Genomic DNA, 22,757 nt, shown 5'->3' on the forward strand with positions numbered 1-22,757 from the left:
CGCACGGCGTGCCTCTGCTGCTCGCGCCCAGGCGTGCAGCCTGCCCCACCTTCCACGCATCTGTCCAGACATGAAATCCATCTGTATCCAGCGCAATGGCGGGCCCGAAGTCCTGCAGCCCTTGCACGTCGATCTGCCGGCACCGGGCCCCGGCCAGGTCCGTGTTCGCCACACGGCCGTGGGCGTGAATTTCTCCGACATCAACGTGCGCAACGGTGGCTTCTATCTGGGCCACGGCCCGGGCTTCCCGCTGGTGCTGGGCAATGAGGCCGCCGGCGTGGTCGAAGCGGTCGGCGCGAACGTGCTGGATTTTGCCGTGGGAGAGCGGGTGGCCTACGCGGGCACGGGCGGCCTGTTCTTCCAGGACACCGGCGCCTACGCGGAACAGCGGAACCTGCCTGCTTCCTGCCTGATCCATCTTCCCGAGGACGTGAGCGACGAGCAGGCGGCGGCGCTGCTGCTCAAGGGCCTGACGGCGGCTGTGATCGTGCATCGCTGCCATCTGCCACAACCCGGCGACTCGATCCTGATCCACGCGGCCGCCAGCGGCGTGGGCAGCCTGCTTGCGCAATGGTCGAGCCATCTGGGCGCGACGGTGATCGGCACCGTGGGCTCCGAGGCCAAGGCCGGATTCGCCCGCCGCCACGGCGTCGCGCATGCCATCCTGTACCGCCATGAGGACTTCGTGGCGGCCACCCTCAAACTTGCACCCGACGGCGTGGCCGCCGTGTTCGACGGCGTGGGCCGCGATACTTTCATCAAGTCCTTCGACTGCCTGAAGCCCTTTGGTGCCGCAGTCAACTACGGCAACGCATCGGGGCCCGTGCCGCCGGTGGACATCATGCTTCTGGCGCAGAAGGGTTGCCTGGCGCTGCACCGCCCCGGATTCGGCTTCTGGGGTGCAACGCCGTCCACGCGCCAGTCGGCCTGTGACGAACTCTTCGACCTGCTGCGCCAAGGAGCGATCCAGCCGACCGTGAGTCATCGCTTTGCGCTGGACGATGCCGCGCAAGCCCATCGGACCATCGAACAAGGTCAGGCCATCGGCTCGGTGCTGCTGATCCCGTGAGTGGCATTCGCATGGCCGCACCTCTGACCCTCTTCGACAAGCTCTGACAGCGCCATCTGGTCGACCAAACCGATGACGGCGAAGCTCTTCTCTACGTCGATCGGCACCTCGTCTACGAAGTCACTGGCCCACAGGCGTTCGAAGGACTTCAGCTCGGCGGCCGCAGGTCGTGGCGGCGCGACACCGTGATCGCCATGACTGATCACAACGTGCCGACCACGCTGGCCCACCGCGCCAACGCGGACAGCATCGCGACCCGCTGTCTCGCCAGCAGGTTCAGCAGCTGGGCGAGAACTTCCGCGAGATTGGCATCACCTACTTTGAACTGAACGATGCACGCCAAGGCATTCATCCACGTGGTCGGGCCGGAACAGGGGCTACGCTGCCCGGCATGACCGTGGTGGCCGGCGACTCGCACACCAGCACCCATGGCGCGTTCGCCGCGTTGGCCTTTGGCGTCGGCACGTCTGACGTGGAGCACGCGCTGGCCACGCAATGCCTCCTCATGCGCCCGATGCGCCGCATGCGGGTGCAGGTCGATGGCGCGCTGCCCGGTGGGGTGAGCGCAAAGGACTTGATCCTGCACATTATCGGAGTGCTGGGTACTGGCGGCTGCACGGGGCTACGCCATCGAACTCTCGGGCAACACGATCGATGCGCTGTCGATGGAAGGCCGCATGACGATGTGCCACATGGCAATCGAGGCCGGCGCCCGCGTCGGCCTGATTGGCGTGGACGAGACCACGCTGGCCTACCTGAAAGGCCGGCCGTACGCGCCACACGTCGCGCAGTGGGAGGAGGCGGCGGTGGCCGACTGGCGCACGCTGCGCAGCGACGCCGGGGCCGTGTTCGACGCCACTGTGACGATCGATGCCACCTGCCTGCGGCCAATGGTGACCTGGGGCACGTCGCCGGGCATGGTCGTGCCCATAGATGGTCAGGTGCCCGGCCCTGCGCAGGAGCCCGATGCCGTCAGGCGAGCCGGCATCCAGGCCGCCCTTGGCTACATGGGCCTGCGGCCCGGGACCCCGATGGTCGACATCGCCATCAACAAGGTGTTTATCGGTTCGTGCACCAACGCACGCATCGAAGATCTGCGCGCCGCGGGGGCCGTGGTGCGGGGGCGCCGCGTGGCGGCCAGTGCAGCAGGCGCTGGTGGTGCCGGGTTCCGGCCTTGTGCAGGCGCAGGCCGAGGCCGAGGGCCTGGACCGCCTGTTCGCTGAGCCGGCTTCGAGTGGCGGCAGCCCGGCTGCTCCATGTGCCTGGGCATGAACGACGACCGACTGGCACCGAGCGAGTGCTGTGCCTCCACCTCGAACCGCAATTTCGAGGGACGCCAGGGGTGTGGCGGCCGCAGCCACCCGCTCAGCCCCGCGATGGCCGCTGCGGCCATCGCGGGCCAATTCGTCGATGTGGCGACGCTTGCGTCCCCCAACGCTGACCTGTCGGGAGCGCATTGATGGACGCATTCACCACGCTGCGTTCACTCGTCGTGCCGATCGACCGGGCGAACGTCGACACCGATGCACTGATCCCAAGCAGTTCATGAAGTCGATCCGGCGAACCGGCTTCGCCGACAACCTGTTCGACGAATGGCGCTACCTGGACTTGGGTCAGCCCGGACAGAACACTGCGCGGCGTCCGCGCAATCCGGACTTCGCACTCAACCAGCCACGCTATGCCGGCCCCGGATCCTGCTGGCCCGGGAAAATTTCGGCTGCGGGTCCAGCCGCGAGCATGCCGTCTGGGCGCTGCGCGATCACGGAATCCGAGCGCTGATCGCGCCCTCCTTCGCAGACATCTTCTTAGACAACTGCTTCAAGAACGGGCTGCTGCCCATCGTGCTGCCCAACGCCACCGTGAACGCGCTGTTCGCCGCCGTGGCCGCCACCCCGGGTTCCATGCTTGCCATCGACCTGTACAAGCAATCGATCACCTCGGGCGACGGCTGCTCAATCCCCTTCGACATGGGACTCCGAACGCCGCAACCGCCTGCTGCTGGGGCTGGGCGACATCCCCTGACGCTGCAACGCGCCGAATGCATCCGTGCGTTCGAGGCCCGCCGCCGGGTCGCCGCGCCCTGGCTTTTCAACTGACCTGCAGCACCACGGCCACCGTGCCGCGCTCCATCGCCGACTACTGCGCGAAGCTGGAAGACCTGCGAATCGTCGAGCCGCCGATCAAGATCAAGCCGTATGCAATCAAGCAGTTCTGGCATCTACGTTACCACGCAGACCCTTCGATTCGCTGGCTCAGGCAGGCGGTGCTTGAGCTTTTCGGACGCGAGGAGCACACGACTCCGCGGCGCGGAGCCACGGCTTGAAGAAGCAGGGGAAGGAAGGGACATCGTTCGGCCAGGCCGGCCCAGACGGGCCCAGCCTGCGCTCGCCGCTCACGCGCGCGATGCGACTTCGAACGCCCGTAGGTCGAAGCCGGCCGCCGACGCCTCGCGCGGCGTCAGCGCCGTTCGGCCCATCAGCAGCTTGCGCGCGGCCATGTGGTCGGCGGCCATGTTGACCGATTCCACGGCGATCAGCCGGTCGTGCCGGAAGCGCAGCACCGAGAAGCGCTGGGCTTGCCGGTCGCCCACGGTCACGGTGGCGTCGGCGCCTTGAGCCAGCCCCGCGATCTGCAGGCGCATCGCACCCTGGTCCGACCAGAACCAGGGCAACGCGCCGTAGGCGCCGGGCGCCTTGCCGCTCAAGCGCTGGGCGACGCAGCGCGCCTGGTCGCTGGCGTTCTGCACCGACTCGATGCGCAAGCGCCGTCCGGCATGCACGCTGTGAAACGATGCGCAGTCGCCAATCGCCGAGATGCTGGGATCAGAGGTCAGCAGCCCGTTGTCGACCTTGATGCCGTCGTCGATCTCCAGGCCGGCCTCGGCCGCCAGCAGCGTGTTGGGCAGCACGCCGATGCCCACGATCACGAGGTCTGCGGGCAGGCGAAGGCCTCCGGTCGTGACCACGTGGGTCACGCCCTGGCCCGTAACGCTCTCGATGTGCGCCAGACCCTGGCCGAAGTCGAAGATCACACCTTGCGCCTCGTGTGCCTCGCGGAAGCACAGCGAGGTCTCGATCGACACCGCGCGCGCCATGGCACGGCCCTCGAGTTCCAGCACGTGCACGCTGCAGCCTTTGGCGCTGGCAACAGCCGCGAACTCAAGGCCGATGAAACCTGCTCCGCACACGATGACGTCGCGCGCGGACTGCAGGCGGGCGGCCAACTGATCGGCATCGGCCTGCGTCCGTAGCCCGAACACGCCGTCCAGGTCCGAGCCGGGCACGGGCAGCCTGCGGTTGTGGGCGCCCAGCGCCAGCACCAAATGTTCGTAGCCGAAGGTGCTGCCCTCATCGACCGCGACCGTTCGGTTGGTGCGGTCGATCGCTGCCACCCGGCCTTGTACCAGCGTGATGGCATGGTCGTCGAAGAACTTCTGCGGCCGGAACCGGAGCCCGTCAGCATCCGTCTTGCCGAGCAGATACGCTTTCGAGAGAGGTGGCCGCTGATAGGGCAGCCCTGCCTCATCGCCGATGAGATGAATCGTTCCGCGATGGCCTTCCTGGCGCAGCGAAGCGGCCAGCTGGAAGCCGGCGTGGCCCGTGCCGGCGATAACGATGGCGGCAGACATTATTTGATCCTCGGCTGACTAATGGTGGTGCGCCGCGCGTCGACGCGCGCCTTGCTATCAAGCCGGCTGCAGCACGCTCAGGTAGTTGGCCACGCCCGAGCCGCCCATGTTGAACACGGCGCCCATGCGTGCATCGGCCACCTGCATGCCGCCGGCCGTGCCCGACAGCTGCATGCAGGCCATCACATGTTGCGATACACCAGTCGCGCCGATGGGATGGCCTTTGGACTTCAGCCCCCCCGACAGGTTGATCGGCAGCGCCCCATCACGCGCGCTAACACCGTCGAGGATGACACGCGCGCCCTCCCCGTACGGTGCCAAGCCCATGGCTTCGTACGCCAGCAGTTCGGCGATGGTGAAACAGTCGTGCGTTTCGACGAAGGACAGATCGTCAAGCGTCGCGCCGGCATCGGCCAGGCCTTTCTGCCACGCCATCCGGGCGCCCACGAGGCGCGTCGGGTCGCGGCGCGACATCGGCAGGAAGTCGTTGACCTGGGTGCGCGAGCGCCAGCGCACCGGCAAGACCCTGGCGCCGGACACTGGTTCGTTCGACAGCACCATCGCAGCTGCGCCGTCGGACACCAGCGAACAGTCCGAACGCTTGAGCGGCCCCGAGACGAAAGGGTTCTTGTCCGATGGATGGCGGCAGAAGTCGAAGCCGAAATCGCGCCGCATGTGGGCATAGGGGTTGTGCATGCCGTTCGAATGATTCTTGGCAGCTATGGCGGCCAGAGCGTCGGACTGATCGCCGAAACGCTGGAAGTATCGGGTAGCGATGCCGCCGAAGATGCCGGCGAAGCCGGCCGGGTCGGCGCCCTCCTCCGCCACATAGGCGCACTTGATCAGGGTAGCCGCCACCTCCGGTGTGCGCAGGCCGTTCATGCGCTCCATGCCGATCACCAGCGTGCGCTTCATGCGGCCCGAGCCCATTGCGTCCAGTGCCGCCCAGATCGCCGCTGAGCCGGTAGCGCAGGCGTTCTCCGTGCGCACCGATGGCGTGTGGCGAAACTCGGGCATCGCCACGGCAGGCAGCGCCGCCGTGAAGTCCTGGCCGACGAAGCCGGCGTTGAAATGGCCCAAGAAGATGCCCTCGATGTCTTCAGGGGCGAGCCCGGCACTGTCCAGCGCTGGTTGCACCGCGTCGCGAATCAGCTGTTCGAGGTCGATGTTGTCGTGCTTGCCGAAAGGTGTGTGGCCCCAGCCAACGATGTGTGCGGTGTCGTTCATGATGTACCTCTGGATAGTGTTACGGGACGGTTGCAGGCATGGCCTGCGGCGCGATGCGGGGCTGGCCGTGCCGCTGCACCAGCGTGAGGGCGCACAGGCCCGTGGCACCGACGAGAACGCCGATGGTGTACGCCAGCACCGCCGCGCTGCCGGGCACGAACATGGCGCCCAGCCAGGTTCCGCACAGGACGGCGGCGCTGGCCAGCGTGAAGCCCCCCAGAGCCGATGCCGCACCGGCGCGTTCCGGAAAGGATGCGGCAATGCCCACGTGACCGCAGGGCTGGTGCACGCCATAGGCCAAGAACGAGATCCACAGGGCGATGCTCAGCGTCAGCGGCGTGTGCACCCAGACCAGTTGGGGCAGGATGAACACCGCTGCACTCGCCATCGACAGCGCACCCGCACGTCGCACCGCGTGCAGCAGGCCGATCTGGCGCATCCAGCGGCGGCAAAGGATGGTGCCGATCATGTAGGCTACCGAGGCGCAGCCGATGACTGCGCCGAACGCGAGGCGCGACACGCCGAACGTGTCGATGAACAGATAGGCCGAGCCCGACAGGAAACCGAAGGCGGCGCTGTAGCCCGCGGCGCTCAGAAGCGTCCATGCCTGAAAGCCGCGATGGCGGCTGATCAGGCCGTAGCCACACAGCAGTGAAACAGGGCGCATGGCCTGTACGTCGAGCGCACGCACGGTCTCCGGCACGCGCAGCGCCACCAGCGACAGCATCGCTGCGCCGAAGATTGCCATGGCCAGCAGCGTCGCGCGCCAGCCCAGATGGCTCGCCAGCAAGGCACCGACGACCGGCACTAGCATCGTCACACTGGCCAACGCGGTCATGGCAGAGGCCATCACGTGCGTGCCCTGGGCGGGTTCGAACAGGTCGCGCACCATGGCGCGCCCGCAGACCGTGCATGCCGCCACGCCCACGCCCTGGGCGATGCGCGCCGCGATCAGCACGTCGATCGACGGCGCCAATGCACCCACCAGCGCACCGGTAGCGTACAGCGCGAAGCCCGCGATGGCAACCGGGCGCCGGCCGAAGCGGTCGGCCGCCGGGCCCCACAGGAGTTGCGACAACCCGAAGCTCAGCACCACCAGCGACAGCGTGAGTTGCACCACGGACACAGGTGCGCCGTACTCGCTGCGGATCGAAGGCAGTGCGGCTAGGTAGAGGTCGGTGGCAATGGGCTGAGCCGCGGTCAGCAAGGTGACGACGAGCACCACCAGCACGCCACCCATGGGCGCGATGTACGCGGTTGGGGCGCGAGCGTTCAGGATGCTTCCCTCGACGAGCGAGCGCACTGCTGGCGCAGCTCGCGCTTGAGGACCTTGCCATAGTTGTTCTTGGGCAGGCGGTCGACGAAGACGTAGCGCTTGGGCCGCTTGAAGCGCGCGATGCGCTCCAGGCAATGTGCATCCAGAGACGCCGTGTTGGGAGCGCTGCCCGGCGCCGGCACCACGAAAGCGACCACAACTTCGCCCCATTCCTCGTCCGGTTCGCCTATGACGGCGATCTCGGCGACGTCGGCGTGCGTGAGCAGCGCCTCTTCCACTTCGCGCGGATAGATGTTCGAGCCCCCGCTGATGACGACGTCCTTGCTGCGGTCGCGCAGCGTGAGGAGGCCCTGCGAGTCCAGCATGCCCATGTCGCCGGTGTGCAGCCAGCCGTCCTTCAGTGCCTCAGCCGTCCCGTCAGGGTTGTTCCAATAGCCGCTCATGACCGTGTCGCCGCGGCAGACGATCTCGCCGATCTCGCTCGGCCCCAGCGGCCGGCCTTGCTCGTCGAGGATGCGCACCACCATGCCCGTGCGCGCGCTGCCGACCGAGCCGAGCACCTGCACGTCGTCCGTCTCGTGGTCGGCCCGCGTCATGCCGGTGATCGTCATCGGCGATTCGCCCTGGCCGTAGATCTGTGCGAACACGGGGCCGAAGACGGCTAGCGACTTGCGCAGCTCTTCCACGTACATCGGGCCGCCGCCGTAGACGATGCTGCGCAGGTTGCGTGGCTTGCGTCCGGACGCCTCCACCGCCAGCCGAAGGCGTTGAACCATCGTGGGCGCCAGGAACGCACCGCAGCCGGGGTGCACGCTGCACAGCGCGACAAATTCGTCGGGATCGAAACCGCGCGAGGCCGGCACCACTTGGCGCGCGCCGCAGGCGACCGAGGCCGGAATGTACAGACCCGAGCCGTGCGACATCGGTGCGGCATGGACCTGGCTGGCGTTCACGTCCAGTTGTTCCAGGTCGGCCAGATGCGCCAACGTCATCGCCATCAGGTTGCGATGCGACAGCATCGCGCCCTTGCTTCGGCCGGTGGTGCCGCTAGTGTAGAACAGCCATGCCAGCGTCTCGGGTTCGGCATGCGTCACGGTTGCGGGTGCAGTGTCGAACAGCGACTCGTAGGCCGCCGAGCCGATCTCCACCACCCGGCTCACGGCGCCTGCCGGCAGCGCCAGGCGCAGCGCCGGCGCCAGCCCGGGCGAGGCGAAGATCAGCGCCGGGTCGGCGTCCTCGAGGACCTGCGCCATCTCCAGCGCATGCAGCTTGTAGTTGATCGGCACGATCGCCGCGCGTGCGGCCCAGGTGCCGAACATCAGCTCCAGGAACTCGGGTGCGTTCTCGCTGGCCACGGCGATGCGGCTGCCTGAGGCCAGCCGGCCGGCCAGGCGCAGGGCGCGCTGGCTCAGCTCGCCCCAGGTCTGGTGCTGGCGCTCACCCACGCAAACCGCTGTGCCGTCGGGCCAGCGGCGCGCGCTGCGCTCGAGCAGTGAAAAAAGACTCACGGGATCACTCCTGCGGGCTGCCAGCTCACGCAGGGAGCAGGTCGCGCTGAGCGAGCCAGACGCGGATCAGTTTCGTCGCCTCGGTCATCTGGTCTGCCTGGCCCGCGTAATAATGCGTGGCACCCCGGATGATGTGGAATTGCTTGTCGGGCGATGCTGCGGCGGCGAAGAGCGTCTGCGGATGCGTGGCCGGTACAGCGTCGTCGGCGCTGTTCTCGATCACGAGCAGCGGTGCGCGCATCCGCGCCACAGCTTTCAGGCCGTTGGCACAGGTGTCGTCCAGCGACCATTGCGACAGCCATGAGCGCAGTGTGGTGAAACGCGCCAGGCCGACCGGTCCTGTGTTCACCGTCTCGGGGTTGCCCATGTAGGACCAGTAAGGCCGGCGGTCGTTGGGGTCCAGTGTCGGGTCGACGAAGCGCGGATCGGCAAAGGTGCGGTGCACGATGAAGCCCCGCTCCAGTTCGCCCGTATCGCGTTCCTTGAGCACCTGCAGGCGCTGGCGCGCCCATGCCGTGATGCGTTGCATGCGCGCCAACTGGGCAGCGCGGTAGCTCGCGATGTACTCGGCGCTGTAGGGCGGTTGATTCGGATTGCGCTGGTCGTAGATGTCCAGCTCGACATCCCGGGTGTCGGGGTCCAGCTCGTCGCTCACGGACGGATCCAGCGATTCGGACAGCAGGTGCGCGCGCGAGAGGTGCGCGGCCTGGAAGATCACCGCATCGGCCGGGATGAGCCCCGCCCCCTTGAGGTCGACCGCATCGCCGGCGGGCGTCTCGGTCACCTGCGGGTCTTCGGCCTCGGCCTGGTAGCTGACGGCCAGAGATCCGCCGCCGCTCCAACCGACCAACACCACGTGCCGGTAACCCCAGACGGTCTTGGCATGGCGGATGTAGGCGCCCAGATCGAGCAGCACTTTCTCCATGATCAATGCCGTGTCGTTCTTGGCGTAGCGGCTCGCGGCACACAGCACGTGTGCCCCCGTATCGGCCATGGCGCGCGGAACCGGCAACAGTTGCAGCGTCGAAGCCGGGTGCATGAAGACGAGCAGTGTGTCACTCGCCTGCCCTTCGGGCCGAAAGCGAATGGCTTCCAGGTTGATGGCGCCCTGGTTGCCGGAGAAGCCATAAGTTTCGGTGAAGGCGGCCTGCTCGTTGTACTGCAGGTGGACCCATTCGGCCTGAACGTTGAAGGTGGAACTCATGGTCGTACTTTAGGTGGCGCGCAGAGCCCGCGCAGTCCCCTTGAGGAGTGACCCAAGCGGCCGGCCGGGGCAGATCACGCGCGGGCTAAGCCCGCCTCAACCGCCAGCGGAAGGCGATCCAGGATGCGCAGCGTGTTAATGGGCCGCCACTTCGGCATGCCGTCGAACCGCAGCGTATGCGCCCTGGCCAAAGGCCAGCTGGCCACCAGCCGATGTGCGCTGAATGTCGAAGCGGTCAGCGTTACGCAATTTGTCCGTGTCCCGACTGGCCGTCCCGATGAAGGCGGCCATGTTTGTGTCGGGCGCCAGCGGCACCCGCCGAGCGTGACCGCCTCGCAGGTGGTGCGAAACATCACCTGCACGGGGATTCGTGGCGGATCGCCTCGTCGAAGACCCTGCGCGCGCGCAGGGTCTTCGCGCAGCCAATGCCACTGCGCGGGATGCTTGGCCAGCCCGTGCAGGGCCGCACCGATGCCGCTGATCGTCGTGTCGATGCCGCCTCGCGGGAAGGAGCGCGTCAGGTTCGTGGCCACTCCCTCGGGCAGGTCGCCGGCGTCCTCGGCCGCATGGATCATCTAGCCGAATCCGCCGGGTTGCATCGCGGCGCGCTGCATGCTGTCCTCGTACTACTGCATGTAGGGCTGCGCCCGCGCCAGGGCGGCCTGTGTCAGCGCGTTGTTGCCGCCCATGACGTTGAAGTTCATGTCGCCGATGGCCCGCGCGTTGTCGGATGCCCACTGTCGGCGGGAGCACCGTGATGATGAAGTGTTCGGCCGCATCGTGGATGCCATCGAAATGGCCCCGCGCCACCAGGTCATCAGTCATCGCCTCGGCCTTCTTTGCCTGCCTGCGCGAGGCCGGGCCGGTGATCTGGCTCGAACGATACGACCGATACGCATGTGACGAGATCCCCGCGTGATCAACGCACTCCTTGCATCTTCCCAATTTTGGTCTTACCATTGTGGTCCTACCAACTTGATGCCATCAGCTACTTTACCGCCATGACGACTTGCTCCCCCTCAGTGCTCATCATCGGCGGCGGACCCGTGGGACTGGCACTGGCCGGCGACCTCGGTTGGCGTGGCATCTCTTGCTCGCTGGTCGAGAGAGGAGACGGCAGCGTTGCCCAGCCAAAGATGGATCTGGTCGGTATCCGATCAATGGAGTTCTGCCGCCGCTGGGGCATCGTGGACTGGGTCGAATCGGCCGGCTACAACCGCGACTACCCGCAGGACTGCGCGTGGGTCACCGACCTCAACGGCTACGAGTTCGGCCGCGAAGAATTTCTGCCCCCGAGCCAGGAGAAGCCGCCGGTTCACAGCCCGCAGAAGCGCGAGCGCTGTCCGCAAAACTTCTTCGACCCGGTCTTGCAGCGCTTCGCCCGCCGCTCATCCAGCGTGGCGCTGGAATTCAACACGGAACTGCTGGACTTCGAGGACACCGGCGACGGCGTGGAAGCACGCGTGCGCGACGTCATTTCCGGCGAGACGCGCATGCTGCGCGCCGACTACCTGGTGGGCTGCGACGGCGGTGCCAGCGTGGTGCGGCATCAGTTGGGCATCGAGATGGTGGGCGACGCCGTGCTCACCCACACCACCAACATCATCTTCCGCTGCGACAACCTGGAGCAGCTGCACGACAAGAAGCCGGGCTACCGCTTCATCTTCATCGGTCCGGAAGGCACCTGGGCCACGCTGGTGGCAATCAACGGCCGGGACCAATGGCGGTTCTCCCTGATCGGCGATGCGGACAGGCGCACGCTGACCGAGGCGGAAGCCCGGGCCGCCATCATCAGAGCCGTGGGCAAACCCTTCGACTTCGAGATCCTCTCGATGCTGCCTTGGGTAAGGCGACAGCTCGTCGCGCGCCAGTACCGCAAGGGACGCGTCTTCATCGCCGGCGACGCCGCTCACCTCACCTCGCCCACCGGCGGCTTCGGCATGAACACCGGCCTGCTCGATGCCGTGAATCTCTCCTGGAAGCTGGCCGCCATGATCAACGGCTGGGGCGGCAAGCACCTGTTGGACAGCTATGAGGTCGAGCAGTTGCCGGTGGCCGTTCGCAACGTCGGCGAAGCCACCGAGAACCTGCGACGCATGCTGTCGCCGCGGCTCCTGCAGCCGGATGCACGCATGTTCGACGGCAGCGACCCCGCGGCAGAAGCCGCTCGGCGCGAGTACGGCCAGCGGTACACGGAGATGATGCGTCGGGAGTGGCATTCCATCGGCATTCATCTCGCCTACGTCTATGAAGGGTCCCCCGTCGTGGTGCCGGACGGCACGCCACGGCCACCCTTGCAGACCTCCAGCTACACGCCGACATCGCGACCGGGATCGCGCGCGCCCCACGCCTGGATCGGCGAGAACAAATCAACCCTGGACCTGTTCGGCAAGACGTTCGTGCTGCTGCGCTTCGGTGCAAACCCGCCAGCGGCCGACCTGCTCGTGCAGGCAGCCGCCGAGGTGCGACTGCCGCTGCAAGTGGTCGACCTCGTGGGAGACGCCGCCGAGAAGCTCTATGAACGCCGGCTGGTGCTGGTGCGCCCCGACGGCCAGGTGGCATGGCGCGGCGACGCCCTTCCCGAAGACGTCGCCACACTGGTCGACACCGTGCGCGGCGCGATCGCGGGCGAGCGGCCGTCGATCTCCTTCGAGCCGGTGATCGCGGAGGCTTGACGCCATGGCCGAACAGCACACCATGGTCGACGAGGCTGCCCGCCGAGCGCTGAAGGAAGATCTTGCGAAATTCAACTGCCGCGTGCAGCAGCCGGACGATGCGCCGCTTTTCACCCGCACACCGCAGTCAGCGATGCAGACGGTGCACTGGAAGTGGTCCGACCTGAAGCCGCTGCTCGATCGGCTGGGCAAGCAGCTCGCACTGGAGCCCGGAGGCAACAGGCGCACGCTGCGGCTGCACAACCCGGGCCTTCCGTACGGGACGACGCACACTTTCTGGGGCTCCATCCAGGTGATCCTGCCGGGCGAAATCGCGGGCAATCATCGTCACACCGCAAACGCCTTCCGCTTCATCATGAGGGGCGGCGGCGCCATGACCACGGTCAACGGCGAGCGCTATCCGATGAACGAGGGCGACCTGGTGCTCACCCCCAGCATGATGTGGCACGACCATGAGTATCACGGCGACTCGCCGATGGTCTGGCTGGATGTGCTGGACATCTCGCTGATGCGGGCGATGAACGCAACGTTCTTCGAGCCGGCCGGCGCACTGCAGCAGCAGGTCGATACGGTGCCGGACAGCTCCTGGCGGCGCTACGGCAGCGGGCTGATGAGCCCGCCCGGCGAGTGCCCGCGAGGATCGATGAACCCGCTGCTCGCCTATCCACGCGCCATCGCCCAGGCAGCTTTGGAGCAGGCGGCCGGGCTGCCCGCGGACCCCTTTGACGACGTGGTGCTGGAGTACCGCAACCCAACGAACGGCGGGCCGGCCATGAGCACGATGGGGATGCGCTTGCAGACGCTGCGGCCGGGCGTTCACACACAAGCGCGCCGCCATACCGGCAGCAAGCTCTACTACGTTATGCAGGGGCGGGGCACCACCATCGTGGACGGGCGCACCTATGACTGGAGTGCCGGCGACTTCCTCGCCATCAACCCTTGGGCCTGGCACGAACACCTGAACCGATCTAGCGGAGACGCCCAACTGTTCCAGGTCAACGACTTCCCGGCGATGTCGGCACTCGGCTACTACTTCGAAGAAGCCCTCACCGACAACGGTGGCCATCAGAAACTGCTTTGAGCCTCTCACCATGAAGATCGCATCCTTTAACGACCACCGCATCGGCGTCGTCGACGGCAACACCGTTTATGACATGACCTCGGCCCTGCCCGAGTTTCTTTCGCAGCTGCCCCGGCAGCGCGTCAATTGGCTCGTGGGCCATTGGGAAGAGTTGCGCTCGAAGTTCGCCGACTATCGCAGTGCCGGCCAGGCGCTGCCGCTTGCTTCGGTGAAGCTGCTGCCTGCCAATCCCGCCCCCCAGCATGTCTTCGCGGCACCCGCAAACTACCAGAAGCACATCGGCGAACTCGGTGACCGCGCCGTCACCAAAGGCGGCCGCTCCGCGCGCGAGCAAGGCTTCTTCCTCAAGGCACCCGGCTCCCTCGTCGGCGCGGGAGGGGCCCTGCTGTTGCCCAAAGGCTCCGAGCGCCGCTTCGACCACGAGTCGGAGCTGGCGGTGATCATTGGCAAGCGAGCGCGGAACGTGCCGCGGGCGCAGGCGATGGAGTACGTCTTCGGCTACTCATGCCTGATCGACGCCACCCTGCGAATCGAAAAGGGCGTTGCCGAGGAAGAGCGTTCGATGCGCAAGTCGTTCGAGACGTTCACCCCGCTCGGCCCGTGGATCGTGACGGCCGACGCCGTCGCTGCCCCCTCCTCGCTGAAGAACCGGCTGTGGGTCAACGGCGAATTGAAGCAAGACGCCAACACCAGCGAGATGATCGTTGGGATCGCGGAGCTGATCGAGCTGGTCTCGTCGGTACTGACGCTGGAGCCGGGTGACGTAATTGCCACCGGAACACCCGAGGGCGTGGGCCCCTTGGCTGTCGGCGACAAGGTGCGCATCGAGATCGAGGCTGTCGGCAGCATGGCACTGGCAGTGGGCGAGTGCGAACAGCGCGCGCCGCGGCCTTACTGACGAGGTGGATGGCATGCGCCGCCGCTATCCAGCAGCGTTCATCCGCGGGGGCACCAGCAAAGCGCTGGTGTTTCACGCCCGCGATCTGCCCGCTGATCGCGCCGAATGGGACGACATCTTCATGAAGGCGATGGGCACCCCCGACCGCTACGGGCGCCAGCTCAATGGCATGGGCGGCGGCATATCCTCGCTCTCCAAGGTGTGCGTCGTGGGTCCGCCTTCGGTGCCCGGTGCCGACGTGGACTACACCTTCGCTCAGGTGCAGGTGCAGGACGCCATGGTGGATTACAGCGGCAACTGCGGGAACATGTCTTCTGCGATCGGGCCGTTCGCGGTGGATGAGGGATTGGTGCACGCGCCGCCCGGTGGCGAAGCCTGCGTGCGCATCCACAACACCAATACCCGCAAGATCATCGCGTCGCATTTCGAGGTGCGTGAGGGCCGAAGTGTCGAAACAGGCACGCTCGCCATCCCGGGCGTGGACGGCACCGGCGCACCGGTGCGGCTGGACTTCCTCTCGCCCGGCGGCGCATCCACCGGCAAGCTGCTGCCCTCGGCCATGGTGGCGCAGGAGTTCGAGCTTCGCGGCGTCGGGCGGGTGACCGCGTCGCTGGTGGACGCCGCCAACGCCTGCGTCTTCGTCGCCGCAACCGAGCTGGGCTTGGCCGGCGGAGAGTCGCCGGACGAATTGGCATCGAACGTGCGGGCCATGAGCGCGCTGGCCGAGCTGCGCCTGCAGGCATCGGTCGCGATGGGCATCGCTCCTGACATCGAGGCCGCGGCCGCGATCCGGATGATCCCGCTCATCGCCATCGTCAGCGCGCCCCAACGCAGCACCACGCTCAGCGGGAAGACGATCGAGGCCGCTGATGCCGACCTCGTCGTGCGCATGCTCTCCAACGGGCAGCCGCACCGCGCCCTCCCCCTCACCGGCTCTCTGTGCACCGCCGTCGCGATGCAGATCGAGGGCAGCGTTCCGGCCCGGCTCGCGAGCGCAGCCCGGGATCCCTCGGCGCTGCGCATCGCGATGCCGTCAGGTGTCCTCACCGTGGCGGCGGAAGTGGGCCAGACCGCCGAAGGCTGGCACGTGGCCCACGGCTCCTTCTATCGCACCACACGCCGCCTGTTCGACGGGCATGTCTACGCCTAAACAATCACCAGGAGCTACCATGATCCTTCGGCGCCTCGCCACCGCTTGCCTCTTGGCCGCGGCCGCCCTTACGGTACAAGCCCAGGGCTATCCGATCAAACCCATCACGATCATCGTTCCCTTCGCCCCGGGCGGCGGGATCGACGTGCTGACCCGCGCCATCGGCGTGAAGCTTTCCGAACGCTGGAAGCAACCCGTCGTACTGGAGAACAAGACGGGAGCCGGCTCGGCCATCGGCACGGCGCACGTCGCCAGAGCAGCGCCGGATGGCTACACGCTGCTCGCCACCGTCAACCAGACGATGGTCGGCAATCGCTTCCTCTACAAGAAACTGGCGTACGACCCCGACAAGAGCTTCGAGCCCATCAGCATGATGGTGAAGGCCGACCAGTTGATCGTCGCCAACGCGCAGCTGCCTGCCAGTACGTTGAAGGAAGTCGTGGAGTTGGCGAAAAAGAAGCCGGGCACCATCAACTATGGATCCTTCGGCAACGGCAGCCAGCCGCACCTGCTGTTCTCGGTTCTGAAAGATCGCGAGAACATCGAGATCACACATATCCCCTACAACGGCGTGACGCCAAATCTGACCGCCCTTGCCGCGGGCGAGGTGCAGCTCGGCTCAGCCAGCGCAGGCGTCATCTTGCCGCTGGTGCAAGCGGGCAAGATCAAGCCCATCGCGGTCGCTGGCGACGCTCTAATTTCGCAGTTTCCGAAGGTGACGACGACGACGCAGCAAGGCTATCCGTATGCGAAGGTGTCGATCTGGTACGGCCTCTTCGCGCCCGCCGGTACGCCGCCCGAGATCCTCAACCAGATCCGCTTGGCAGTGCGCGAGGTGCTCTCCGATCCCCAGTTCGCCGAGCAGCAGGTCATCAGCAAGGGCCTGACCGTCATTGCCGGGGACGGCAGACAGCTGCGCGAGGAGATCGCCAAGGAGGCGGAAGTCACGGCCACCATGATCAAGGCCGCCGGCGTGGTTGCGGAGTGAGCATGATGATCGGCGAAGCCCGCCTCTTCGAGGGCATTTCGGACGACATTCGTGAGCGCATTGCGCGCGGTGAACTGAAGCCCGGCCAGAAGCTGATGTCCGAGCGGGACCTGGCTGAGCACTACGGCGTGTCCCGCTCGGGCGTGCGGGAGGCGCTCCGCAGCCTGGAGCGCGGCGGCCTGATCGAGCTGCGCAAAGGGCCGAAGGGCGGCACCTTCATTCGGGGTGCCGACCCTGCGCTCGTGACCCAGTCGCTGAACGATGTCATCAGCCGCGGCGCCGTGTCGATCGCCAGCCTGACCGAGAGCCGAACGATCGTGATGACCGCCGTGACGCGGCTCGCCTGCGAGCGCGGGACCGCGGCGGAGTTCGATCGGCTGGACGAAAGCATCACGCGGACCGAGGAGCTCGCCAAGGCAGGCGACTTCACGGGTCGGCGCATCCAGCTGCTGGACTTCTACCGGCTCCTCGCCGAAGCCACGCGCAACGAAGTGCTCGTGATCATGGTTTCTGCGCTGACCGACCTCGTCTTCAAGCTCATGGCTCAGGACGACGTGGGGCCGCGGCCCACCACGACGCAGACGCACCGCAAGATCGTGCGCTGCCTTCGCCGCCGGTCAGCCGACGAGGCGATCGCACTGATGGCCGGTCACCTGGACAAGCTGCATGCCTATTTCCGCAAGGCCGCCGTGAACGCGGGGCCGGGCACGCTCTGATTGGATATTGCAATGAACTCATCACCCGGCGCCGTCCTGCGGGCCAAACTCAACGAGCGCCGTGGTTTGCTCGTGCCGGGCTGCGCAAACGCGCTGGCCGCACGGCTCATCGAAACACTCGGTTTCGAAGCCGTCTACCTGAGCGGCGCGGGCGTGACGAACAGCTTCTACGGCATTCCCGACCTCGGCTTCATCCACCTGGGCGACGTCGTCCAGCACACCGCAGCGGTGCGCGATGCGGTGCAGTTGCCCCTCATCGTGGATGCCGACACCGGTTTCGGAAATGCCCTGAACGTGCGGCAGACCGTGCGGGCACTGGAACGCGCGGGTGCCAATGCGATCCAGTTGGAAGACCAGGTCATGCCGAAGAAGTGCGGGCACTTCGCTGGCAAGGGTGTCATCGATGCGAGCGAGATGGTCGGCAAGATCCGGGCGGCGGTGGATGCCCGCACCTCGAACGATTTCCTGCTGATCGCGCGTACCGACGCATGTGCGGTGCATGGCCTGGACGACGCGCTCGAACGTGCGCAACGCTACGCGGAGGCCGGTGCCGATGTGACGTTCGTCGAAGCGCCGACCCGCGTCGGCGACCTTGAACGCATCGCGCAGCTGCCGCTGCCGCAGGTGGTGAACGTGGTGATCGGCGGAAAGACGCCTGCGCTTGCTGCCTCCGAATTCGCCCGCATGGGATTCGGCATGGTGCTCTATGCAAACGCGGCGCTGCAAGGCGCGGTGCGTGGAATGACGGCGGCGCTGAGCCACTTGCAACAGCAGGGAATCCTAGCCGAAGACCCGGCGCTGGTCGCCACTTTCGCTGAACGCCAGGCCCTGGTGCGCAAGGACCTGTTCGATGAGCTGGATCGCAACTACGGCCGCTGAAGCGGCGCGTTCACAAGGAAGAATGAATTGAGCATGTTGTCCGTCCCCTTTCTACCTGCTTTCTTCACCGGGGGAATCCGATGAAGGCACTGCTTCTGCAGGGACCCGGTACGCCGCTGGTGTGCGTCGATCGTCCCGGCGTGCCGCCGGCCCCCGGTGAAGCCACCGTGCTGATTCGCTGTGCCGCGCTGAACCACCGCGATGTGTGGATTCAGAAGGGGGACTACCACGTTCTGAAGTATCCGGTGGTTCCCGGTGCGGACGGTGCCGGCATCGTGGCCGCGGTAGGCGAAGGCGTGGACGCATCGCTGGTCGGAAGGGAAGTCATCATCAACCCCGGACTCTCCTGGGGTCCCGAAGAAGATCGGGCGGCACCGGACTTCTACCCTCTCGGATCCCCGCGCGACGGCACCTTCGCCGAATCCATCAATGTCCCCGCAGTGCAGCTCGCCCCAAAGCCGGCGCACCTCGACTGGGTTCATGCGGCGGCATTGCCGCTGTCGGGCGTCACGGCTTTCAGGGCGGTCCGCTCACGTGCCGGGCTCAAGGCGGGCGAGCGTGTCCTGATCACTGGCGTGGGCGGAGGCGTTGCGTTGTTCGCGATGCAATTCGCGCTCGCACTCGGGGCACAGGTGTACGCCACCAGCGGTTCGGACGAGAAGGCTGCGCGCGTGCGCTCGCTCGGCGTCTCGGGCACGGCGAACTACCGCGATCCAAACTGGCCCGCGCATCTTCGCGAACAGGTGCCGCAGGGCTTCGACGTCATCATCGACAGTGCGATGGGCCCGGGATTCCAGCACCTGGTCGAACTGGCCGCCCCGGGAGGACGCATTGCCTTCCTCGGCTTCACGGCCGGCGGTGACGTGCAGGTGGACGTGCGGCCCATCTACCGCAAGCAACTGAGCATCCTTGGCACAAAGATGGGATCGCCGCGGGATTTCGCCGCCATGGTTGACTTGGTGGAATCCGGCGGCATCCAGCCCATCGTCGACCGGGCGTTGCCCTTGTCGCGCGCGAACGAGGCCTACGGGATCGTCGATCGAGGCGAGCAGTTCGGCAAGATCGTGCTGGTGAATGATCTGGGCGGTTGACCGCCACCCGAGCGACCGACATGGACCACCAGCTACGATTTCATCGTGGTCGGAGCCCGGTCCGCGGGCGCGGCGCTGGTCGCACGCCTGAGCAAGACCGAACCCGCGGGTTCTGCTGCTGGAGGCCAGAGGCCGGGACAAGCACCCCTTCCTGGCCATGCCGCTCACCTTCCGCAAGGTCTTCGCCCATCCGTCCTACAGCTGGAACTACCGTTCCGAGCCCGAACCCGCGCTGAACGGCCGCACACTCGACACCCCGCTCGGCAAGACCCTCGGCGGCACCTCATTGATCAACGCGCTGATCTGCATCCGTGGCCGTCGGCGCGCCTACGACCGGCTCGCGGAGAGCGGGCTCCAAGGCTCGGGCTACGACGACATGCTGCCGTACTTCAAGCGCATGGAGACCCACTGGCGCGGCCCGGAGCCTTTCCATGGCGGCGGCGGGCCGGTGCAGGTGACACCCATGACGCACGAGGACATGCTGTACGAACCGCTGCGCCAGGCCGCCGTCTATGCGGGCTTCGGAACGGACGGACGACCCGAACGGCGCGGTGCAGGACGGCATCAGCCGCATGGAAGCGACGATTGGCGCCGGCCGGCGTTCGAGCTCGTCGCACGCCTATGTGACGCGAGCCGCCCAGCGGCCCGACCTCACCATCCGCGTCAAGGCCCGCACGCAGCGGCTGATCCTGGAGTTCCGGCATGCCGTCGCGTCGAGTACTGCGACGGCAATCGCGACGGCGACGGCGTGCACCAGACCTTTGCCAGCGGCGAGGTCGTCCTTTGCTCAGGCACCTACAACTCGGCCCAGCTTCTGATGCTGTCGGGCATCGGCCCGCGCCAGCATCTCGAAGCGTTGGGCATCCACTGCGTGCTCGACCTGATAGGTATGGGCCAGAATTTTTCCGAACACCCCAACCTGATCATGGTGTTCAGGGAGAAGGGCCTTGTCAGCCTGACGAAGTGGCTGCGCTACGACCGCATCGCCACGTCCCGGGCGCGGTGGTGGCTCCGGCGCGACGGCGCGTTCGCCACCAACGGCGCCGCAGCCAACATCTTCGCTTGCACGCTGCCCGGGCAGGATCGTCCCGACATGCAGATGATCTGCATGTCGCTCAACAACACCGCCACGCCGTGGTTCCCGGGCCTGACGCCGCAGCCGCTGTTCGGCTTCTCAATACGGGTAGTCGCATTGAACCCCGTGTCACGAGGCGTGGTTTCGCTGCGCTCGGCTGATGCACGCGACGCGCCGCGCCGCGCATCCAGTTCAACCTGCTGCAGGCGCCCCAGGACATGGCAACCATGATAAGGGGCGTGCGGCCCTGTCGCCGCATCTACGCAACCAGCCCGCAGAAGGACATGGTGGACAGCGAGTTCTTCCCCGGCAGCACGGTACAGGGCGACGCCGAACTCGCGCAGCTGATCCGGCGCCACCCGGCGCATCCGTCGCATCCTGTCGGCACCTGCAGAATGGGGCTCGATGCCCTGGCGTTGGTCGATGCCGCGCTGCGCGTGCATGGCATCGAAGGCCTGCGTGTGGCCGACGCGTCCGTGATGCCGGAGGCGCCCAGCGGCAACACCAAAGTGCCGCCCATCATGATCGGAGAGAAGGCCGCTGATCTGCTGAGGGGCCGCGGCGCGCCCGCCCCGCCGGGTAACAGGGAGGTTCGCCTGCGGCGCGCCCAGCCGGCACGCCCGCATCGGCTCAAGCCACAGCGGCTTTGGGCATGGCAACGCTGCCCTGCGCCATCGGCTCTCGGCCGAGGATGAAGGATGCGGCCCTCTCACCGATCATCATTGCCGGCGCACTCGTGTTGCCGGCGACAATGGTCGGCATGATCGATGCGTCGGTGACGCGCAGGCGCTCCACCCCATGCACCCGCAGCCGTGCATCGACGACCGCCTCGGCATCGCTGGAAGGTCCCATCTTGCAGGTTCCGACCGGGTGATGCACCGTGAACAAGGTGCGGCGGATCGCCTGCGCCAGTTCCTCGTCCGAGCCAAGCGCCCGGCCAGGCAGGCGCTCGATGCCGAGGTGCTCGGCGATGGGCGCCATGGAGAGGATGCGCCGGGTCTCCCGAACGCCGGCCACCAGGGTCTGCACGTCTTCGCCGTGCTCAAGGAACGCAGGGTGGATCAGGGGTCGGTCCGCAGGGTTCGAGGACGCCAGCGTCACCGAGCCCCGGCTTCTCGGCCGCAGCAGCGTGACGAGCAGCATGATCCCGTGCTCGCGCGGAATGGCCCGGGCGGTGTCTTTCAGGCCGGCGAGCAAGGTGACCTGCACGTCCGGCCGATCGAGCTCGGGGCGGGTCCGGAAGAGCCCTCCCCCTTCGGCCGCATTGGTCGCCAGCATGCCGCTGCGATCGAGCAGGTACTGGAAGGGGCTGGCGAGCACCCGTGGCAGGGACTGCCACGAGAGCGCGTAGGCATGGGAGCTCGGGTCCATCATCGTGACGGGTGCGCACGCGTGGTCCTGCAGGTTGCGGCCCACGCCGGGCAGGTCATGGTGCGTGCGAACACCCTGTGTTTCGAGCGCGGGCGCAGACCCGATGCCCGAGAGCATCAGCAGGTGCGGTGAGTTGATGGTGCCGCCGGCAAGGATCACTTCCTGCGCGGCGCTGATGGATTCGCGAAGACCTTCCTTCACGACGGTCACCCCGGTCGCCGATCCATGCGAAAGGTCGATGCGTTCGACGAAACAGTCGGTGAGCACCGTCAGGTTGCGGCGCGACATCACGGGATGCAAGAAGGCCCTGGAACTCGACACGCGCGTTCCGTGGCGCTGGTTCACGTCCCAGATCCCGAAGCCGTCCTGCTCGGGTCCGTTGAAGTCGTCATTCCTGCGATGCCCGGCCGCCACCGCGGAGCCGACGAAGGCGCGGGTCAGGGGATTGACAGCGCGCGGTTGCTGAACGTCGAGTTCGCCCTCGCGCCCATGGTAGGCAGAGTCGCCGAAGAGACGTTTCTCGTGGCTCTTGAAGGCTGGGAGCACGTCGTCGAAGCCCCAGCCCTCGTTGCCTGCTGCGCGCCAGTCGTCGTAGTCGCTGCGATGCCCGCGCATGTAGACGGACCCGTTGACGGAACTGCAGCCACCGAGCATCCGGCCGCGGGGACAAGGGATTGTGCGGTTCTCGACACCGACGCCGCCCGTGAACTCGTACTGCCAGTTGTACCTGGCATGCGGCAGCAAGAAGATGTTGCCGACCGGAAGCGTTGCCTTTAGACGAGCCGCGAAGCCCAGATCCGACGGCCCCGCCTCGATCAGTGCGACCCGCACCGCCGGGTCCGCGGAGAGACGGTTCGCGATGACGCAGCCGGCCGAGCCGCCGCCAACGATGATGTAGTCGAAGCCTTGCATTTGGTTCTG

At 66.8% G+C, this 22,757-nt stretch carries 20 protein-coding genes and 3 pseudogenes; 15 read left to right on the top strand and 8 right to left on the bottom strand.

Going from position 1 to position 22,757, the window contains the following annotated elements:
- Window positions 1–70: 70 nt before the first annotated feature.
- The 5 genes and pseudogenes from ABID97_RS18745 (at window position 71) to ABID97_RS18765 (ending at window position 3,392) form a co-directional block, all read left to right on the top strand.
- A complete protein-coding gene (locus tag ABID97_RS18745) occupies window positions 71–1,069 on the top strand; it encodes a quinone oxidoreductase family protein (protein ID WP_354399931.1) in 999 nt (332 codons plus the stop codon).
- A 56-nt stretch (window positions 1,070–1,125) separates the two neighbouring features.
- A pseudogene (locus ABID97_RS18750) lies at window positions 1,126–1,619 on the top strand (aconitase family protein); the annotation flags it as partial.
- A 115-nt stretch (window positions 1,620–1,734) separates the two neighbouring features.
- A pseudogene (locus tag ABID97_RS18755) lies at window positions 1,735–2,529 on the top strand (aconitase family protein).
- Window positions 2,529–3,165, top strand: a pseudogene (gene leuD / locus ABID97_RS18760) (3-isopropylmalate dehydratase small subunit). The pseudogenes ABID97_RS18755 and leuD overlap by 1 nt, the downstream one beginning before the upstream one ends.
- A 20-nt stretch (window positions 3,166–3,185) precedes the next feature.
- On the top strand, window positions 3,186–3,392 hold the full coding sequence (locus ABID97_RS18765; protein ID WP_354399932.1) for a type 2 periplasmic-binding domain-containing protein: 207 nt from the start codon (window positions 3,186–3,188) through the stop codon (window positions 3,390–3,392).
- Window positions 3,393–3,461: 69 nt separating this feature from the next.
- Here ABID97_RS18765 and ABID97_RS18770 read toward each other — a convergent pair whose 3' ends face one another.
- The 7 genes from ABID97_RS18770 to ABID97_RS18800 all read right to left on the bottom strand — a co-directional run bounded on the left by ABID97_RS18770 (window position 3,462) and on the right by ABID97_RS18800 (window position 10,730).
- Window positions 3,462–4,697, bottom strand: coding sequence for an NAD(P)/FAD-dependent oxidoreductase (locus ABID97_RS18770; RefSeq protein WP_354399933.1), 1,236 nt, complete (start codon window positions 4,695–4,697; stop codon window positions 3,462–3,464).
- 57 nt (window positions 4,698–4,754) lie between these two features.
- Window positions 4,755–5,924, bottom strand: a complete 1,170-nt coding sequence (locus ABID97_RS18775; RefSeq protein ID WP_354399934.1) for an acetyl-CoA acetyltransferase — start codon at window positions 5,922–5,924, stop codon at window positions 4,755–4,757.
- 19 nt (window positions 5,925–5,943) lie between these two features.
- Complete coding sequence (locus tag ABID97_RS18780) at window positions 5,944–7,164, bottom strand: MFS transporter (RefSeq protein ID WP_354399935.1); 1,221 nt, start codon at window positions 7,162–7,164, stop codon at window positions 5,944–5,946.
- A gap of 32 nt (window positions 7,165–7,196) precedes the next feature.
- Window positions 7,197–8,708 (bottom strand): AMP-binding protein, encoded by a 1,512-nt coding sequence (locus tag ABID97_RS18785; protein ID WP_354399936.1) that lies wholly within the window; start codon window positions 8,706–8,708, stop codon window positions 7,197–7,199.
- 25 nt (window positions 8,709–8,733) lie between these two features.
- The gene (locus ABID97_RS18790; RefSeq protein WP_354399937.1) at window positions 8,734–9,912 is read right to left on the bottom strand and encodes an alpha/beta hydrolase; all 1,179 of its coding nucleotides are present in this window, start codon (window positions 9,910–9,912) and stop codon (window positions 8,734–8,736) included.
- Between the two features lie 74 nt (window positions 9,913–9,986).
- Window positions 9,987–10,487, bottom strand: a complete 501-nt coding sequence (locus ABID97_RS18795; protein WP_354399938.1) for a cytochrome P450 family protein — start codon at window positions 10,485–10,487, stop codon at window positions 9,987–9,989.
- A gap of 51 nt (window positions 10,488–10,538) precedes the next feature.
- Window positions 10,539–10,730, bottom strand: a complete 192-nt coding sequence (locus tag ABID97_RS18800) for a hypothetical protein (RefSeq protein ID WP_354399939.1) — start codon at window positions 10,728–10,730, stop codon at window positions 10,539–10,541.
- Window positions 10,731–10,913: 183 nt separating this feature from the next.
- Here ABID97_RS18800 and ABID97_RS18805 point away from each other — a divergent pair, with 183 nt between their 5' ends.
- From ABID97_RS18805 to ABID97_RS18850, 10 genes are all read left to right on the top strand, one after another.
- A complete protein-coding gene (locus ABID97_RS18805; protein ID WP_354401809.1) occupies window positions 10,914–12,587 on the top strand; it encodes an FAD-dependent oxidoreductase in 1,674 nt (557 codons plus the stop codon).
- A 4-nt stretch (window positions 12,588–12,591) separates the two neighbouring features.
- A complete protein-coding gene (locus tag ABID97_RS18810) occupies window positions 12,592–13,668 on the top strand; it encodes a cupin domain-containing protein (RefSeq protein ID WP_354399941.1) in 1,077 nt (358 codons plus the stop codon).
- 10 nt (window positions 13,669–13,678) lie between these two features.
- Window positions 13,679–14,566, top strand: coding sequence for a fumarylacetoacetate hydrolase family protein (locus tag ABID97_RS18815; protein WP_354399942.1), 888 nt, complete (start codon window positions 13,679–13,681; stop codon window positions 14,564–14,566).
- A gap of 13 nt (window positions 14,567–14,579) precedes the next feature.
- Window positions 14,580–15,716: a 2-methylaconitate cis-trans isomerase PrpF family protein gene (locus ABID97_RS18820; RefSeq protein ID WP_354399943.1), complete on the top strand. Its 1,137-nt coding sequence runs from the start codon at window positions 14,580–14,582 to the stop codon at window positions 15,714–15,716.
- 19 nt (window positions 15,717–15,735) lie between these two features.
- On the top strand, window positions 15,736–16,704 hold the full coding sequence (locus ABID97_RS18825; RefSeq protein WP_354399944.1) for a Bug family tripartite tricarboxylate transporter substrate binding protein: 969 nt from the start codon (window positions 15,736–15,738) through the stop codon (window positions 16,702–16,704).
- 2 nt (window positions 16,705–16,706) lie between these two features.
- On the top strand, window positions 16,707–17,420 hold the full coding sequence (locus ABID97_RS18830; protein WP_354399945.1) for a FadR/GntR family transcriptional regulator: 714 nt from the start codon (window positions 16,707–16,709) through the stop codon (window positions 17,418–17,420).
- Window positions 17,421–17,432: 12 nt separating this feature from the next.
- Window positions 17,433–18,299, top strand: coding sequence for an isocitrate lyase/PEP mutase family protein (locus tag ABID97_RS18835; RefSeq protein ID WP_354399946.1), 867 nt, complete (start codon window positions 17,433–17,435; stop codon window positions 18,297–18,299).
- An 80-nt stretch (window positions 18,300–18,379) separates the two neighbouring features.
- The gene (locus ABID97_RS18840; protein WP_354399947.1) at window positions 18,380–19,390 is read left to right on the top strand and encodes a zinc-binding dehydrogenase; all 1,011 of its coding nucleotides are present in this window, start codon (window positions 18,380–18,382) and stop codon (window positions 19,388–19,390) included.
- Between the two features lie 157 nt (window positions 19,391–19,547).
- Window positions 19,548–20,696 (top strand): GMC family oxidoreductase, encoded by a 1,149-nt coding sequence (locus ABID97_RS18845; RefSeq protein ID WP_354399949.1) that lies wholly within the window; start codon window positions 19,548–19,550, stop codon window positions 20,694–20,696.
- The gene (locus ABID97_RS18850) at window positions 20,684–21,160 is read left to right on the top strand and encodes a GMC oxidoreductase (protein ID WP_354399950.1); all 477 of its coding nucleotides are present in this window, start codon (window positions 20,684–20,686) and stop codon (window positions 21,158–21,160) included. The genes ABID97_RS18845 and ABID97_RS18850 overlap by 13 nt, the downstream gene beginning before the upstream one ends.
- Here the strand turns inward: ABID97_RS18850 and ABID97_RS18855 are convergent.
- Entirely contained in the window at window positions 21,096–22,748 is a 1,653-nt protein-coding gene (locus ABID97_RS18855) for a GMC family oxidoreductase (RefSeq protein WP_354399951.1), read from the bottom strand. The genes ABID97_RS18850 and ABID97_RS18855 overlap by 65 nt on opposite strands.
- Between the last annotated feature and the right edge of the window lie 9 nt (window positions 22,749–22,757).

The organism is Variovorax sp. OAS795 (assembly GCF_040546685.1).
GTDB lineage: Bacteria > Pseudomonadota > Gammaproteobacteria > Burkholderiales > Burkholderiaceae_C > Variovorax.

What these genes read in the sequence shown, in the direction of transcription:
- ABID97_RS18790 (WP_354399937.1), bottom strand. Translation starts at nt 9,912, where the DNA reads ATGAGTTCCACCTTCAACGTTCAGGCCGAATGGGTCCACCTGCAGTAC.
- ABID97_RS18810 (WP_354399941.1), top strand. Translation starts at nt 12,592, where the DNA reads ATGGCCGAACAGCACACCATGGTCGACGAGGCTGCCCGCCGAGCGCTG.
- ABID97_RS18800 (WP_354399939.1), bottom strand. Translation starts at nt 10,730, where the DNA reads ATGACCTGGTGGCGCGGGGCCATTTCGATGGCATCCACGATGCGGCCG.
- ABID97_RS18850 (WP_354399950.1), top strand. Translation starts at nt 20,684, where the DNA reads ATGGCAACCATGATAAGGGGCGTGCGGCCCTGTCGCCGCATCTACGCA.
- ABID97_RS18775 (WP_354399934.1), bottom strand. Translation starts at nt 5,924, where the DNA reads ATGAACGACACCGCACACATCGTTGGCTGGGGCCACACACCTTTCGGC.
- ABID97_RS18805 (WP_354401809.1), top strand. Translation starts at nt 10,914, where the DNA reads ATGACGACTTGCTCCCCCTCAGTGCTCATCATCGGCGGCGGACCCGTG.
- ABID97_RS18840 (WP_354399947.1), top strand. Translation starts at nt 18,380, where the DNA reads ATGAAGGCACTGCTTCTGCAGGGACCCGGTACGCCGCTGGTGTGCGTC.
- ABID97_RS18780 (WP_354399935.1), bottom strand. Translation starts at nt 7,164, where the DNA reads ATGGGTGGCGTGCTGGTGGTGCTCGTCGTCACCTTGCTGACCGCGGCT.
- ABID97_RS18770 (WP_354399933.1), bottom strand. Translation starts at nt 4,697, where the DNA reads ATGTCTGCCGCCATCGTTATCGCCGGCACGGGCCACGCCGGCTTCCAG.
- ABID97_RS18830 (WP_354399945.1), top strand. Translation starts at nt 16,707, where the DNA reads ATGATGATCGGCGAAGCCCGCCTCTTCGAGGGCATTTCGGACGACATT.
- ABID97_RS18815 (WP_354399942.1), top strand. Translation starts at nt 13,679, where the DNA reads ATGAAGATCGCATCCTTTAACGACCACCGCATCGGCGTCGTCGACGGC.
- ABID97_RS18795 (WP_354399938.1), bottom strand. Translation starts at nt 10,487, where the DNA reads ATGATCCATGCGGCCGAGGACGCCGGCGACCTGCCCGAGGGAGTGGCC.
- ABID97_RS18825 (WP_354399944.1), top strand. Translation starts at nt 15,736, where the DNA reads ATGATCCTTCGGCGCCTCGCCACCGCTTGCCTCTTGGCCGCGGCCGCC.
- ABID97_RS18845 (WP_354399949.1), top strand. Translation starts at nt 19,548, where the DNA reads ATGCCGCTCACCTTCCGCAAGGTCTTCGCCCATCCGTCCTACAGCTGG.
- ABID97_RS18835 (WP_354399946.1), top strand. Translation starts at nt 17,433, where the DNA reads ATGAACTCATCACCCGGCGCCGTCCTGCGGGCCAAACTCAACGAGCGC.
- ABID97_RS18745 (WP_354399931.1), top strand. Translation starts at nt 71, where the DNA reads ATGAAATCCATCTGTATCCAGCGCAATGGCGGGCCCGAAGTCCTGCAG.
- ABID97_RS18820 (WP_354399943.1), top strand. Translation starts at nt 14,580, where the DNA reads ATGCGCCGCCGCTATCCAGCAGCGTTCATCCGCGGGGGCACCAGCAAA.
- ABID97_RS18855 (WP_354399951.1), bottom strand. Translation starts at nt 22,748, where the DNA reads ATGCAAGGCTTCGACTACATCATCGTTGGCGGCGGCTCGGCCGGCTGC.